Raw genomic sequence first — 14,248 nt, forward strand, 5'->3', positions numbered from 1 at the left:
CACGCGGATGACCGACACGACCTCCGACCGGCCGGGCGTCATCGACGCCCGGCCGGTGCGGCACCCCGGCCGATGGGTCGCGCTCGCCGTGATCCTCGTGCTCGTCGGCATGATGATCAGCTCATTCCTGACCAACCCGCGCTGGAACTTCGCCAAGGCGCTCGAGATCATGCAGCAGACACCGGTGCTCGAGGGGCTCTTGAAGGGCACCATCGTCGGCACGGTCGGGTCGATGATCATCGGCGTCGTCGGCGGCATCGTCATCGCCGTGCTCCGCCTCTCGGACAACCCCATCCTCCGCGGCGTCTCTTTCGTCTACACGTGGTTCTTCCGCGGCATCCCGCGTCTGGTCCTGCTCGCCATGATCGGCAGCGGCATCGGCTTCCTCTACGGCCGGATCGACTTCGGCGTGCCGTTCGGGCAGCAGCTCGCCTCGCTCATGGGCCTCTCGAGCGACTTCACCTTCTTCACGCTCAACGTCAACCAGTTCTCGAGCTCGCTGCTCGCCGGCATCATCGGCCTCGGTCTCTCCGAGGCTGCCTACATGGCCGAGATCGCCCGCGCCGGCATCCTGTCGGTCGACAGGGGCCAGGCCGAAGCCGCGGCGGCACTCGGCATGAACCGCGGACAGTCCATGCGCCGCGTCGTGCTTCCCCAGGCCATGCGCGTCATCGTCCCCCCGACGGGCAACGAGACCATCGCCATGGTCAAGGACACCTCGCTGCTGTCGGCGATCCCCGTCATCACCGAGCTCTACTACCAGACGAGCGCCATCGGCAACCGGACGCTGCTCATCATGCCGGCTTTCGTCGCCGTGACCGCCTGGTACCTCATCGTGGGCTCGGTGCTCCTGGTCGGCCAGTACTTCCTCGAGAAGCGCTTCGGTCGTGGCTTCGGCACCGGGGCACCCAACAGGCGCTTCGCGCGCCCGGCCGGGGCGGGAGGCGCCTGATGTCAGAACAGACGAGCCAGACGCGAGAACGCGCGGGTGGCGGTGAGCGCTCCCGCCCCGGGGAGGACCAGCCCCTCGTGCGAGCACTCAACGTCCTGAAGAGCTTTCACGGCACCGAGGTGCTCAAGGGGATCGACCTCGACGTCCACCGCGGCGAGGTCGTGTGCCTCCTCGGTCCCTCCGGGTCAGGCAAGACGACCTTCCTGCGCTGCATCAACCAGCTCGAGACCATCGACGGCGGCCGCATCTGGGTCGACGGCGACCTCGTCGGCTACCGCGAGGAGGGCGGGCACCTGCACCACCTGACCGACAAGCAGGTCGCGACCCAGCGACGCGAGATCGGGATGGTCTTCCAGCGCTTCAACCTCTTCCCCCACATGACGGCACTCGAGAACGTCATGGAGGCTCCCATCCAGGTGCGTGGGGTCGCGAAGGCCAAGGCCCGGGCCAGAGCCCTCGAGCTGCTCGAACAGGTGGGGCTCGGAGACAAGCCTGCGGCCTACCCGGCGCAGCTCTCGGGCGGCCAGCAGCAGCGCGTCGCGATCGCGAGAGCGCTCGCCATGGACCCGAAGCTGATGCTCTTCGACGAGCCGACCTCCGCGCTCGACCCCGAGCTCGTCGGCGACGTGCTCCGCGTCATGCGCGACCTGGCCGACGAGGGCATGACGATGATCGTGGTGACCCACGAGATGGGTTTCGCCCGCGACGTGGCCGACCACGTCGTCTTCATGGACGGCGGGGTCGTCGTCGAGCAGGGCAAGCCGAAGGCAGTCCTCAGCAAACCGCAGCACGAGCGGACGAAGTCGTTTCTCAGGCGGATGCGTACCGAGGACGACGAGGCGCGCTCGGACGCCGAGACCGGGGAGGCCTGACTCGCACCTCCACCGTCGAGCGGGCGCGTGTGGTCGTCTCGTGCACGCCGTGAGGCCACTTCGTCTGTGACGAAGTGGCCTCACGGCTGCGACCAGGCGACACGTCGTGGCCTTTCGACGGTTGGGCAGAATGGGGTGCATGACGACGGAGTCAGCCGAGCGGCCCGCCCTGCCCGACCACGAGATCCCCACCATCGAGCTCGACGAGCTGCGCGCCACGCAGCTCGAGCGGCTGCAACGGACGGTGCGGGCGGCATACGACCACGTCCCGCACTACCGGCACGCCTTCGACGCGAAGGGCTTCCATCCCGACGACCTGCAGTCGCTCGACGACGTGAGGCGGATGCCGTTCACGACGAAGGCGGACCTTCGCGCCAACTACCCGTTCGGGATGTTCGCGGTGCCCCGCGAGCAGGTCGTACGCGTGCACGCCAGCTCGGGGACCACCGGCCGTCCGACCGTGGTCGGCTACACGAAGGACGACATCGACACGTGGGCCGACCTCATGGCGCGGTCGATCCGCCTGGCGGGCGGACACCCGGGTGACGTCATCCACGTCGCGTACGGCTACGGCCTCTTCACCGGGGGGCTCGGCGCGCACTACGGCGTCGAGCGGCTCGGCGCGACAGTGGTGCCGGTCAGCGGCGGCATGACCGAGCGGCAGGTGCAGCTGATCCGCGACTTCCAGCCCCGGGTCATCATGGTCACGCCGTCCTACTTCCTCAGCCTGCTCGACGAGATGGAGCGCTCTGGGGTCGACCCGGCATCGACGTCGCTGAAGGTCGGGATCTTCGGTGCGGAGCCGTGGACCGAGTCGATGCGCCAGGAGATCGAGCGGCGCACCGGCATGGACGCCGTCGACATCTACGGGCTGTCGGAGGTCATGGGCCCCGGCGTCGCGCAGGAGGCGGCGACGACGAAGGACGGCCTGCACATCTGGGAGGACCACTTCTACCCCGAGGTCATCGACCCGGTCACCGAGGAGGTGCTGCCCGACGGGGAGGTCGGCGAGCTCGTCTTCACCTCGCTCACGAAGCAGGCCATGCCCGTGATCCGTTACCGCACAAGGGATCTCACTCGGCTTCTGCCCGGCACGGCAGTGCCGTCGATGCGGCGCATGGAGAAGATCACCGGTCGCACCGACGACATGATGATCATCCGCGGCGTCAACGTCTTCCCGACCCAGATCGAGGAGCACGTGCTCGCCGAGCCGCGGCTTTCGCCGTACTTCCAGTGCGTGCTGAGGCAGCCGGGCCGCATGGTCGAGCTGACGGTGCTCGTCGAGCCGCTGACCCAGTTGGGCGCGGGCGAGGCCGACCAGATCGCCCGCACCCTGGAGGCGACGATCAAGCGGCGCATCGGCACGTCGTGCCGGGTCGAGGTGCGCGGCCCCGGGTCGATCGAGCGGTCCATCGGCAAGGCCCGGCGCATCGTCGACGAGCGCCCGAAGGACTGACGCAGCCACTCCCGTATGCCGTCTCGCCCGTTTCGCGGCCGCCCTCGGTTCGCGAGTGCTTGACTCGGGGTCAGAACAGGGTCCGGGCCTGACCGGACCTCCGTCAGTCGAGCGAGGACCCATGGCATCGATCGGGCAGCGACTCTGGAAGGCCGGCAACACTGCGTCGGTGTGGGTCTACCGGCGCAGCGGCGGCAAGCTGGGTGGACGGGTGCGGGGAGTCCCCGTGCTGCTGCTCACCGTCGCCGGACGGAAGACCGGCGCAGCGCACACGACGCCGGTCGGCTACTTCGAGCGAGATGGCTCCTTCTACCTCGCAGCGTCCGCCGGCGGCCAGCCCAAGGAGCCCCAGTGGATCCGCAACCTGCGGGCTGCCCAGACGGCGACCGTCGAGATCGGTCGATCGAGCCGCCCGGTCTCCATCGAGATCCTGAAGGGCGCCGAGCGCAACAGCGCCTGGATCGACCTCGTCGTGGCGACGGCCCCGTTCTTCGCGGCCTACGAGACGAAGTCCGGACGCCGTATCGCCATCGCGAAGCTGACCCCGACCCACTGACCCCCACACCTCGCGAGCAAGCGATCCTGCGGGCGGACGTATCAGCGGTGCGCAGACGAGCTCTGACGTGTGGGGCCGGTGCGGCCCGAGCACGTTCCGAGAGCAGCAGGAGCACACCATGGGCATCTCCCCACACGCCGCTCGCCTCGCCGGCACCTGGCCGGTCCGATCAGGTCGGTGGACACCTGCGTCGCCGATCGAGGGGGAGACGCGACGGCGTGACCGTTCGCAGCGGAGCGTCATGGTCCTCCTTCAGCCGGCGCGCTGGGCCTCCCGCACGAGCTCCACGGCTTCCGTGTCGTCCAGGCCGGCCTGACGGGACTCGGCGACGAAGCGAGCGGCGAGGGCCGCGAGCGCGGCCTCGGCTGCGTGAGCACCCGACGCGACGGTCGTGCCGGCTCGGCTGTGCGTCTCGACGAGACCGGCGGACTCGAGCAGCTTGTAGGCGCGCGCGACCGTGTTGGCCGCGAGCCCGAGCTCCCCGGCCAGGCCACGAACGGTCGGCAGCCTGTCGCCCGGCAGCAGCCGACCGTCACGGATGCGCGCCTCCAGCTGTCGGCGTACCTGCTCGAAGGGCGACTCGCCCGAGTCGTGGTGCACGACGAGGTCGCCGGCGACGTCGACGACGCGCGGATGGTCGGTCATCCCGCGATTGACCCATCGGTCCACCCTGCTGTCAACGAGCCGGGCCGGCCGAGCCCGGCCGAGCGCATCAACTACACCATGTAGTATCTACTACGACCTGTAGTTCCGCTGACCCTTCCGGGAGCCTCGATGGACGCGACGGACCTGGCCCGGTGGCAGTTCGCCATCACCACGGTGTACCACTACCTCTTCGTGCCGATCACGATCGGCATGTCCGCGATCGTCGCCTACTTCCACACCGCCTGGGTGCGCACGCACAACGAACAGTGGCTCCGGCTGGCCAAGTTCTTCGGCAAGCTCTTCCTCATCAACTTCGCGCTGGGCCTCGTGACCGGCATCGTGCAGGAGTTCCAGTTCGGGATGAACTGGAGCGACTACTCACGCTTCGTCGGTGACATCTTCGGGGCACCGCTCGCCATCGAGGCGCTGCTCGCCTTCTTCCTCGAGTCGACCTTCCTCGGCCTCTGGATCTTCGGCTGGGGACGCATCCCCGAGAAGCTCCACGCCGCGACGATGTGGATCGTGCACATCGGGACGATCCTGTCCGCGTACTTCATCCTGTCGGCCAACTCGTTCATGCAGCACCCGGTCGGCTACACCTACAACAAGGCAACCGGCCGCGCCGAGCTCACCGACTTCTTCACCGTGCTGACCAACAAGGTCCAGCTCGTCACGTTCCCGCACGTCCTCCTCGCCGCCTACATGGCCGGCGGCGCGGTCGTCATGGGCGTCGCCCTGTGGTGCATGAGACGAGAAGCCTTGCGCGCCAAGGACGCCGGTGAGGATGTCGCACGCAGCGACGCCCCGATGTACCGCCGCGCGACCCGCATCGGCGCCCTCGTGACGCTCGTCGCCGCTCTCGGCGTCTCCGTGACGGGCGACATCCAGGGCAAGATCATGACCGAGGTCCAGCCGATGAAGATGGCGGCCGCCGAGGCCCTCTACGAGTCGGTTCCCGCCGGCGAGGGCGCCCCCTTCTCGGTGCTGTCGGTCGGCACCCTGGACGGATCGCACGCGAACGCCATCATCGAGGTCCCGGGCCTGCTCAGCTTCCTCGCGACCGGCAACTTCGACGGCGCGGTCAAGGGCATCAACGACCTCAAGGCCCTGTATGCCGACACGTACGGCGCGAGCGGCAACCCGCTCGTCGCCTCGGCGACGGGCTACGCGCCGAACATCCCGACCACCTACTGGACCTTCCGTCTCATGATCGGGCTCGGCATGGCGGGCGCCGCCATCTCGCTCGCGGTGCTCTGGCTGACCCGGAAGGGCCGCACCCCGACGGCGCGCTGGCTGCTCTGGGCCGCGATCCTCGCCCCGTTCCTACCGATCTTCGCCAACAGCTTCGGCTGGATCTTCACCGAGGTGGGACGCCAGCCCTGGCTCGTCTTCGGCCTCATGACCACCGCGACCGGTGTCTCGCCCAGCGTGTCGATCGGTGAGGTCATCACCTCGATGACGGTCTTCACCCTGCTCTACGGCGCGCTCGCCGTCGTCGAGATCAAGCTCTTCCTGCACTACGTCCGCAAGGGCGCCGAGCCCTTCGAGCAGCCGCAGGACCCCGCCGACCGTGACGAGGACGCCCCCCTCGCCTTCGCCTACTGAAAGGCACTGGACCGCAATGGATCTCGCAACCTTCTGGTTCATCGTCCTCGGCATCCTCTGGACGGGCTACTTCGTGCTCGAGGGCTTCGACTTCGGGGTCGGCATGCTGCTTCCCGTCCTCGGAGGCAAGCGGTATGCCACCGACGCGGTGGACGCCGAGAAGCGACGTCGCGTGCTGCTCAACACCATCGGCCCCGTCTGGGACGGCAACGAGGTGTGGGTGCTCACCGCCGGCGGCGCGACGTTCGCGGCGTTCCCGCACTGGTACGCAACGCTGTTCAGCGGCTTCTACCTGCCGCTGCTCGTCATCCTCGTCGCGCTCATCCTGCGCAACCTCGGCTTCGAGTACCGGCACAAGCGTCCCGAGGCATCGTGGAAGGCGCGGTGGGACCTCGCGATCTTCTGGGGGTCGGTCGCGCCGGCGTTCCTCTGGGGCGTGGCCCTGACGAACATCGTTCGGGGCGTGCCGATCGACGCGAGCAAGGAGTTCACCGGCAACGTCTTCACCCTGCTCAACCCGGCCGGGCTGCTCGGCGGTTTCGTCTTCGTCGCGCTCTTCCTCACGCACGGCGCGATCTTCGTCGCCCTCAAGACCGAGGGGCGGATCCGCCTGGAGGCCCGTGCCATCGCCGAGCGCGTCGGCACCCTCGCCGCGGTGCTCGCCGTCGCCCTGCTGTTCTGGCTCGGGTTCACCGACGGCAAGGCGGCCTCGTGGGTGACGACCGTCGTCGCGGCCGTCGCCCTCCTCGGTGCGCTCGCCGCCAACCGCGCCGGGCGTGAGGGCTGGGCCTTCATCGGGACCGCGGTCACCATCGCGATGGCGGTCGCGACGTACTTCCTCGTGCTCTTCCCGAACGTCATGCCGTCGTCGAGCAACCCGGCGTGGAGTCTCACGGTCGACAACGCGTCGAGCACCGACTACACGCTCAAGGTGATGACCGTCGTCGCCCTCGTCTTCACCCCGATCGTCCTGCTCTACCAGGGCTGGACGTACTGGGTGTTCCGGAAGCGTCTGGGCACCAAGCACATTCCCGACGACGCACCGCTCGAGACCGCCGACCGCTGACCGCTGACGATGCCCGAGGCAACCCGATGAAGCCCTTCGACCCACGACTCCTCCGGACCGTCCCCGCAGCCCGGAGGCCAGTCGGCGTGCTCGCCACCACCGGTGTGGTGACGGGCGTCGCGACCATCGCCACGGCGTTCGCGCTGTCGGCGGTGGTCGTGGCCGTGGTCGAGCGCGGCGACCTCACGCGGCCGGTCCTCTGGCTCCTCGCGCTCTTCGCAGTCAGGGCCGTCCTTGCCGCCACGACCGAGTGGGTTGCGGCCTGGGCCGGAGTGTCCGTGTCGTCGGCGCTGCGCGCCTCACTGCTGCGCGGCTGGGGAGCCCGTGACGCCGACTCACGGCCGGACCCCGGCACCGCGGTGTCGCTCGCGACCTCCGGCGCCTCTGCCGTCGAGCCGTACGCCGCCCGCTACCTCCCGACGCTCGTGCACGCGGCGGTCGTGCCGCTCCTCGCCGTCGGCACGCTCGTGGTCGTCGACTGGCCGAGTGCGGTGGTCGTGGCACTCACCCTGCCGCTCCTCCCGGTCTTCGCCGCCCTCATCGGCCGCGCCACCGAGGACTCGACCGAGCGCCGCTGGGCCGCTCTGGCTGCGCTCTCGGGCCACTTCCTCGACGTCGTGCGCGGCCTGCCGACGCTCGTCACCTACGGCCGTGCCCGGCGCCAGGTCGACACGGTGCGTGCGGTGAGCGACAGACACCGACGGGCGACGATGGAGACGCTCAGGATCGCCTTCCTCTCGTCGGCCGCGCTCGAGCTGCTCGCCACGATCTCGGTCGCCATCGTGGCCGTGACGGTCGGGCTCCGGCTGTCGCACGGCTCGATGGCGCTCGGCGCCGGGCTCGTCGCGATCCTCCTCGCGCCTGAGGCGTACTGGCCCGTACGCCGCGTCGGCGCCGAGTACCACTCCGCCGCAGACGGCGCCGTTGCCCTCGACGCCATCCTCGCCGAGCTCGACCACCCCTCACCCACCCCCGCCTCCTCCCCCACCGCGACCCCCTCCTCTGCGCCGAACACCGCGTTCGGTGCCGAACGCGCTGTTAGAACACTGAGTTCGCGACCGAACGCTGCGTTCGGTGCGGGAGGGGGGAGCGCGCGGGGCGAGGGTGGAGAGCGGGGGGGCGTCGTGCGGCTCGACGAGGTCACGTACGCGTATGCCGGGTCGGCCGTTCCCGTGATCCGCGATCTCTCGCTCGAGGCCGGGCCGGGACTCACCGTCGTGACCGGCCCTTCGGGCGCCGGCAAGTCGACCCTGCTCGACCTCATCGCGGGCCTGCGGCGTGCGGCATCCGGCACCTCGACCGCGCCGACCGCGCACTACGTGACCCAGCGACCCTTCCTCGCGACCGGATCGGTCCGCCAGGCCCTGACCATCGGCCACCCGGCCACCGACGAGCAGCTCTGGGAGGCACTGCGGGCCGTCGGCGTCGACGGGGTCGTCGCCGCCCTGCCGAGCGGGCTCTCGGCCGACCTCGGCGACGACGGCTTCGGGCTCTCGGCCGGCCAGCGGCAGCGCCTCGCGCTCGCCCGGGCCTGGCTCGCCCCCGAGACCGTCCTGCTCCTGGACGAGCCGACCGCGCACCTCGACCCCGAGGGAGCCGAGCACGTCGCCCGCCTCGTCGCCGAGCTCGCCGAGCGACGCACCGTCATCGCGGTCACGCACCGTGACGAGCTGCTGGCCCTGGCAGACCAGCACGTCGAGGTGCGTCGTCACGGCGGCTCCGGGGCCAGAGCCCACCACGTCGAGGAGGCCGTGCGATGAGCACCGACACCCACCCGGTCTGGTGGCCCACCCCGGGCACGGTGCGCGGTGGCCTCCTGGGTGGCGTCGCGACCGCCTCCGGGATGGCCCTCACCGCGACCTCGGGCTGGCTCATCGTCCGCGCGGCCGAGCGCCCGGTCATCCTCACCCTGCTGACGGCGATCGTTATGGTCCGCGCGTTCGGCATGGCCCGACCGGTGTTCCGCTACTGGGAGCGCCTCGTCAGCCACGAGGCCGCCCTGCGCCTGCTCGCCGATCGCCGCACCTCGGCCTACGCAGCCCTCATCCCCCTGACGCCGGCGCGCCTCGGACGGCGACGTCGGTCGGACGTGCTCACCGGAGTCGTCGACGACCTCACCGACGCGGTCGACGCGCAGGTGCGCGTCACCGTGCCCGTCATCTCCACCGCTCTCGCCGGCGGCCTCGCGATCGCCCTGACGATGGCCCTCTCGATGCCGGTCGGCCTCGCGATGCTCGGCCTCGGCGCCGTCGTCACCCTCGTCAGCGCACTCGCCGCGAGACTCGAGTCCCGCTCCCTCCCAGAGCTGCTCGCAGCACGAGCGGAGGTCAACCGCGTGAGTGAGCTGGTCGCGAGCCAGGCCACCGAGCTGCGTGCTGTCGGCGGTTGGGCGATGGCCATGACATGGCTGGACCGGGCCCACGCCACGCTGGCCCGCAGCACGCGCCGCATCAGCGCAGGCCGGTCGCTGGCCGCATCGCTCTACCTCGTCGCCGTGGGAGCCGCCGTCGCGTCCACTGCAGCCATCGCCCGGGACCTCGACGTCGCCACACCGGTCAAGGCGCTCCTCGTCCTGACGCCGGTCGCGGTCTCGGACGCCGTCACCCCCCTCGTCGACGCGATGCGCGCGCTGGCCCGAGCCAACGGCAGCGAGCGCCGCATCGACACCCTGCTCGGCCTGACACCTGCGGTGACCGAGCGTCCGTCCACCACCGCGCCCGCGGACGGGGACGCCAGCGCGCCGGCTCCGCAGCCGGGCGCCCGTCCCGACGCCCAGCCCGCCGCGAGCACGCGACCCGGCCGGCCGGCATACGCCCGCGGTCTCGTCGACCTGCGCGACGTCACGGCCTCGTGGACCGGGGAGCGCATCGACCTCGCGCCCACCGACCTCACCGTCGAGCCGGGCACGTCGATCGCCGTCACGGGCGCGAACGGCAGCGGCAAGTCGACGCTGCTCGCCGTGCTCGCCCGGCACCTCGACCCCACCGGCGGGAGCTACCACCTCGACGGTGCCGATGCACTGAGCCTCCCTTTGGCACAGGCACGTTCGCAGGTGGCGGTCGTCGACGACGAGACGCACGTCCTCGCTACCAGCCTGCGCAACAACCTCACCCTCGCCCGCCCCGAGGCTGCCGACGAGGCCGTCGACGACGCCCTCAGTGCCGCCGGTCTCGGCGACCTCCGGAAAGAGCTCCCCGACGGCCTCGACACGATCCTGGGCGCCGGCGGCCGTGGTCTCTCCGGCGGCGAGCGCGCCCGCCTCGGCATTGCACGGGCTCACCTCAGTGAGCGCCCGCTCGTGCTCCTCGACGAGCCGGTCGCCCACCTCGACCCACCCACGGCACGCGCGGTGGTCGAGGACCTCACGTCACTCACCGACGGGGCGCGCACCCACGGGGGCGCCCGGACGATCATCATGGTGACGCACCGCGATGACGGTGCCGACCTGTTCGACCGTGTCGTCGAGGTGCGGCGCCGGCCATCGGCGACGATGGCTCCCACTGCGACACCCACCGTGGTCAGCCAGCCGGACGACCGCACGCACGAAGCCGGCCGCACCGGCCGATAGATTGGAAGAGCCATGCCCAACACACCCCGCAACCGCCTCGGAGACCTCGAGCGCGCCGTCATGGAAGAGCTCTGGACCACCGCCGACGCCCACCCCGAGGGCCGCACCGTGCGTGAGGTCCACGACTCCACCGGTGTCGAGCGGGGCCTCGCCTACACGACGCTCATGACGGTGCTCGACCGGATGGCGAAGAAGGACCTCGTCCGGCGTGAGCGCGACGGCCGCGCCTGGCGCTACACGCCGGCCTCGACCCGCGAAGAGCTGACGTCGGAGTCGCTGCACCACACCCTCGGCGAGCTCGCCGGCGACACGCGCCGGTCGGCCCTGCTGCACTTCCTCGACGAGTCGACCCCCGAGGAGATCGACGAGCTCAAGGCCGCCCTCGCCGAGCTCGAGGCCCGCCGGCCCGACGACCGCAGAGCCTGACCCGTGCTCGTCGTCGCGGGACTCGTCGCCCTGGCGGTCCTGCTCGCCTGGCCGGTCCCCCGCGCCCTCGCCCGGGTGACGAGCCTGCGCCGCGCACCGCGGGCCGCCCTCGTGCTCTGGCAGTCCACCGCCGTGGCCGCCGTGCTCGCCGCCCTCCTCGCCGCACCCGCCGCCCTGCCGGCGCTGCTCGGGCGCCAGGTGCGGTTGTCCGAGAGCTGGCCGACCGTCACCGTGGCCGCCCTGCTCAGCGCCGTCGTCGCCAGCCGGCTCCTGCTGTCGGGCGACCGGGTCGGTCGCAACCTGCGCGCCGCCCGGCGCCGCCACCGCGACCTGGTCGACCTGCTCGGCACGCCCGGCGACGGGGCCGACCGCCACATGCGCGTGCTCGAGCACACGACCCCGACGGCATACTGCGTGCCCGGCGTGCGAAGCCGCGTCGTGCTCACCCAGGGCACCCTCGACCGCCTGGCTCCCGACGAGCTGACCGCCGTCCTGGCCCACGAACGTGCCCATCTCGCCGCCCGCCACGACCTCGTCATGGAGTTCTTCACCGTCGTGCACGAGGCGATGCCGCCGTTCCTGCGCTCCGAGGCGGCGCTGCGCGAGGTGCACCTGCTCATCGAGGTGCTCGCCGACCGCGCCGCCGTGCGCCGCGCCGGCGCGGTCAACACGGGGCGCGCGATCGTCGCGATGGCCGGTGGCCCCAAGCCGGTCGGCGCCATGGCGATGGCCGACAGCACTCGGGTCGCGAGCGCTCGCATCCAGCTGCTCGACGCCGAGCGCATCGCCGGCCTGCCCATCGCCGTCGTCGCCGCGACGATGTATGCCGTGTCGACCCTCCTCGTCGCCGCTCCCCTCGCGCTCTACGCACTCGCGATCACCGAGCTCTCGCTCGTGTGACGCCCCCGGCGCCGCCCTCGATAGGGTGGGCGCATGCGCGTACTCGTCAGTGGCGGAACCGGTTACATCGGCTCGCACACCGTGGTCCAGCTCGTCGCGGCAGGGCACGACGTGCTCATCGTCGACAACTTCGGCAACAGCAAGCCGAGCGTCGTCAACCGCCTCGAGGCTCTCACCGGCCAGCACCTGCCGGTGCACTCGTTCGACCTGACCGACCACGACAAGACCGAGCACCTCTTCGCCAACGAGCCGATCGACGCGGTCATCCACTTCGCAGGCCTCAAGGCCGTCGGCGAGAGCGTCGAGCTGCCGCTCGAGTACTACGAGAACAACCTCGGGTCGACCTTCTCGCTCGTGCGCGCGATGCGCCGGCACGGCGTGACCAAGCTCGTCTTCAGCTCGTCGGCCACCGTCTACGGCACCGATCAGGAGGCCGCGACCGAGGAGCGCCCGACCTTCGCGACCAACCCGTACGGCTGGACCAAGGTGATGCAGGAGCAGATCCTGCGCGACGTCGCCGTCGCCGACCCGTCCATCCGCATCGCGCTGCTGCGCTACTTCAACCCGATCGGCGCCCACGCGTCGGGCACCATCGGCGAGGACCCGCAGGGCATCCCGAACAACCTCGTGCCGTACATCGCGCAGGTCGCGGTCGGCCGCCGCGAGTTCCTGTCGGTCTACGGCGACGACTACCCCACGCCCGACGGCACCGGCCAGCGCGACTACATCCACGTCGAGGACCTCGCCGCCGGACACCTCGCCGCCCTGGCCCGCCTCGGCACCATGGACGAGCCCGTCGGCACGTGGAACCTCGGCACCGGTCACGGCACCTCGGTGCTCGAGATGCTGCACGCCTTCGAGCGGGCCGTCGGACACGAGCTGCCCTACCGCGTCGTCGACCGCCGCCCGGGTGACGTGGCGGTCTCGTTCGCCGACCCGGCCAAGGCGAACCGTGAGCTCGGCTGGGTCGCGACGCGCACCATCGACGACATGTGCGCCGACACCTGGCGCTGGCAGCAGGCCAACCCCACCGGCTTCCCCGACTGACCCGAGCCCACCCAGCCCGTATGCCGGCCGACGCCGCTGGGAGCCCGCTCCTCCCCGGTGGGTGGGCGTGACGGCATACGCGGGCAGGGCCGATCGACGGACCGCCACGAAGGAGCTGTGACGGGGCGGTCGAGCGTGGGTCGGGCCGCTCGTGGCGGTCCGTCGGCCCCTGTGGACAACAGAGATGGACGGGGACTCGCACGCGGCAGGCTGCTCGCGTGGAGCTCACCGACGTCGTCGCCCAGCGCGGTGGCGTCGCGACGTGGTCCGACCTGCGCGGCGTCGCCTCGGCGCACCGCATCGCGAAGTCCGCGGCACAGGGGCTTCTCGTGCGGGTGGCGCGCGGCCGCTACGCGCTGCCCGGCCTCGACGCCGCCCGCGAGGTCGCGACCCGCGCAGGCGCCACCGCATCGCACACGACGGCCGCCCTGCACTGGGGTTGGGGCGTCAAGTGGGCACCCGCCGAGCCACACCTGACCCTGCCGCGAGGACGCAAGCTGCGTGAGCAAGCAAGGTCGGGCATGGTCCGGCACTGGCGCACGCTGGGAGCCGACGACGTCGTCGACGGGTGGGTCACCAGCAAGGTGCGCACCGTCATCGACTGCTGCCTCGACCTGCCGTTCGACGAGGCCCTCGCTGTCGCCGACTCAGCACTTCGGTCGGGCCTCGACATGGCGCACGTGGTTCCTGAGGTGGTCGCGCTCCCGCCCCGGCAGCGGCGTCGTGTGGCGCGGGTGCTGCTGCACGCCGACCATCGTGCCGCCAACCCCTTCGAGTCGGTGCTGCGCGCGATCTGCCTCTCGGTGAAGGGCCTGACCGTGACGCCACAGCACGTCGTCAAGGGGCGGGGCTTCTACGCGAGGGTGGACCTCGCGGACGTCGAGCTGATGATCGTCATCGAGGCGGAGAGCCTCGAGTTCCATGCAGATGCCGCAGCGCTCCGGCACGACTGCCGTCGCTACACCGGGCTCGGCGCCCGTGGCTGGGTGGTGCTCCGCTTCACCTGGAGTGAGGTGATGACGCAGCCGGACTATGTGGCCGAGGCCCTGTTGATGACGGCGACAGTGCGCCGACGGACCGCCACGAAGCACTCCCGTGGACGCAGCTCAGCACGAGCTGGCGCGGTCGTGGCGGTCCGTCGGACGGCGTGAGGCG

General features: G+C 71.0%; 13 protein-coding genes. 12 read left to right on the plus strand and 1 reads right to left on the minus strand.

Annotated features, from left to right (window positions below; genetic code table 11):
- Positions 1-7: 7 nt before the first annotated feature.
- The 4 genes from AB4091_RS04515 (at position 8) to AB4091_RS04530 (ending at position 3,836) form a co-directional block, all read left to right on the plus strand.
- The gene (locus AB4091_RS04515) at positions 8-952 is read left to right on the plus strand and encodes an amino acid ABC transporter permease (RefSeq protein WP_442290529.1); all 945 of its coding nucleotides are present in this window, start codon (positions 8-10) and stop codon (positions 950-952) included.
- Positions 952-1,824, plus strand: coding sequence for an amino acid ABC transporter ATP-binding protein (locus tag AB4091_RS04520; protein WP_442290530.1), 873 nt, complete (start codon positions 952-954; stop codon positions 1,822-1,824). The genes AB4091_RS04515 and AB4091_RS04520 overlap by 1 nt, the downstream gene beginning before the upstream one ends.
- Positions 1,825-1,963: 139 nt before the next feature.
- Positions 1,964-3,280, plus strand: coding sequence for a phenylacetate--CoA ligase PaaK (gene paaK / locus AB4091_RS04525; RefSeq protein WP_442290531.1), 1,317 nt, complete (start codon positions 1,964-1,966; stop codon positions 3,278-3,280).
- 121 nt (positions 3,281-3,401) lie between these two features.
- Complete coding sequence (locus tag AB4091_RS04530) at positions 3,402-3,836, plus strand: nitroreductase/quinone reductase family protein (RefSeq protein WP_442290532.1); 435 nt, start codon at positions 3,402-3,404, stop codon at positions 3,834-3,836.
- Positions 3,837-4,088: 252 nt separating this feature from the next.
- Here the strand turns inward: AB4091_RS04530 and AB4091_RS04535 are convergent, their stop codons facing one another.
- Positions 4,089-4,481: a GntR family transcriptional regulator gene (locus AB4091_RS04535; RefSeq protein WP_442290533.1), complete on the minus strand. Its 393-nt coding sequence runs from the start codon at positions 4,479-4,481 to the stop codon at positions 4,089-4,091.
- A gap of 129 nt (positions 4,482-4,610) precedes the next feature.
- Here AB4091_RS04535 and AB4091_RS04540 point away from each other — a divergent pair, with 129 nt between their 5' ends.
- From AB4091_RS04540 to AB4091_RS04575, 8 genes are all read left to right on the plus strand, one after another.
- A complete protein-coding gene (locus tag AB4091_RS04540; protein WP_442290534.1) occupies positions 4,611-6,086 on the plus strand; it encodes a cytochrome ubiquinol oxidase subunit I in 1,476 nt (491 codons plus the stop codon).
- A 16-nt stretch (positions 6,087-6,102) separates the two neighbouring features.
- Positions 6,103-7,152: a cytochrome d ubiquinol oxidase subunit II gene (gene cydB, locus AB4091_RS04545; RefSeq protein WP_442290535.1), complete on the plus strand. Its 1,050-nt coding sequence runs from the start codon at positions 6,103-6,105 to the stop codon at positions 7,150-7,152.
- A 26-nt stretch (positions 7,153-7,178) separates the two neighbouring features.
- Entirely contained in the window at positions 7,179-8,912 is a 1,734-nt protein-coding gene (gene cydD, locus AB4091_RS04550) for a thiol reductant ABC exporter subunit CydD (protein WP_442290536.1), read from the plus strand.
- Positions 8,909-10,720, plus strand: a complete 1,812-nt coding sequence (cydC, locus tag AB4091_RS04555) for a thiol reductant ABC exporter subunit CydC (protein ID WP_442290537.1) — start codon at positions 8,909-8,911, stop codon at positions 10,718-10,720. Before cydD ends, cydC begins: the two co-directional genes overlap by 4 nt.
- Positions 10,721-10,732: 12 nt before the next feature.
- The gene (locus AB4091_RS04560) at positions 10,733-11,146 is read left to right on the plus strand and encodes a BlaI/MecI/CopY family transcriptional regulator (protein WP_442290538.1); all 414 of its coding nucleotides are present in this window, start codon (positions 10,733-10,735) and stop codon (positions 11,144-11,146) included.
- Between the two features lie 3 nt (positions 11,147-11,149).
- Positions 11,150-12,046, plus strand: a complete 897-nt coding sequence (locus AB4091_RS04565; RefSeq protein ID WP_442290539.1) for a M56 family metallopeptidase — start codon at positions 11,150-11,152, stop codon at positions 12,044-12,046.
- Between the two features lie 33 nt (positions 12,047-12,079).
- Positions 12,080-13,093 carry a UDP-glucose 4-epimerase GalE gene (gene galE, locus AB4091_RS04570; protein ID WP_442290540.1) on the plus strand — a complete coding sequence of 338 codons (1,014 nt, stop codon included), beginning with the start codon at positions 12,080-12,082 and terminating at the stop codon, positions 13,091-13,093.
- 218 nt (positions 13,094-13,311) lie between these two features.
- A complete protein-coding gene (locus tag AB4091_RS04575; protein ID WP_442290541.1) occupies positions 13,312-14,244 on the plus strand; it encodes a DUF559 domain-containing protein in 933 nt (310 codons plus the stop codon).
- The last annotated feature ends 4 nt before the right edge of the window (positions 14,245-14,248 follow it).

This window comes from Terrabacter sp. 2RAF25, from assembly GCF_052115265.1.
GTDB lineage: Bacteria > Actinomycetota > Actinomycetes > Actinomycetales > Dermatophilaceae > Terrabacter.

Excerpts from the sequence above, each read along its gene's own strand:
- cydB (WP_442290535.1), top strand. The coding sequence starts at position 6,103 with ATGGATCTCGCAACCTTCTGGTTCATCGTCCTCGGCATCCTCTGGACG.
- cydC (WP_442290537.1), top strand. The coding sequence starts at position 8,909 with ATGAGCACCGACACCCACCCGGTCTGGTGGCCCACCCCGGGCACGGTG.
- AB4091_RS04530 (WP_442290532.1), top strand. The coding sequence starts at position 3,402 with ATGGCATCGATCGGGCAGCGACTCTGGAAGGCCGGCAACACTGCGTCG.
- AB4091_RS04560 (WP_442290538.1), top strand. The coding sequence starts at position 10,733 with ATGCCCAACACACCCCGCAACCGCCTCGGAGACCTCGAGCGCGCCGTC.
- AB4091_RS04535 (WP_442290533.1), bottom strand. The coding sequence starts at position 4,481 with ATGACCGACCATCCGCGCGTCGTCGACGTCGCCGGCGACCTCGTCGTG.
- galE (WP_442290540.1), top strand. The coding sequence starts at position 12,080 with ATGCGCGTACTCGTCAGTGGCGGAACCGGTTACATCGGCTCGCACACC.
- paaK (WP_442290531.1), top strand. The coding sequence starts at position 1,964 with ATGACGACGGAGTCAGCCGAGCGGCCCGCCCTGCCCGACCACGAGATC.
- cydD (WP_442290536.1), top strand. The coding sequence starts at position 7,179 with ATGAAGCCCTTCGACCCACGACTCCTCCGGACCGTCCCCGCAGCCCGG.
- AB4091_RS04540 (WP_442290534.1), top strand. The coding sequence starts at position 4,611 with ATGGACGCGACGGACCTGGCCCGGTGGCAGTTCGCCATCACCACGGTG.
- AB4091_RS04515 (WP_442290529.1), top strand. The coding sequence starts at position 8 with ATGACCGACACGACCTCCGACCGGCCGGGCGTCATCGACGCCCGGCCG.
- AB4091_RS04520 (WP_442290530.1), top strand. The coding sequence starts at position 952 with ATGTCAGAACAGACGAGCCAGACGCGAGAACGCGCGGGTGGCGGTGAG.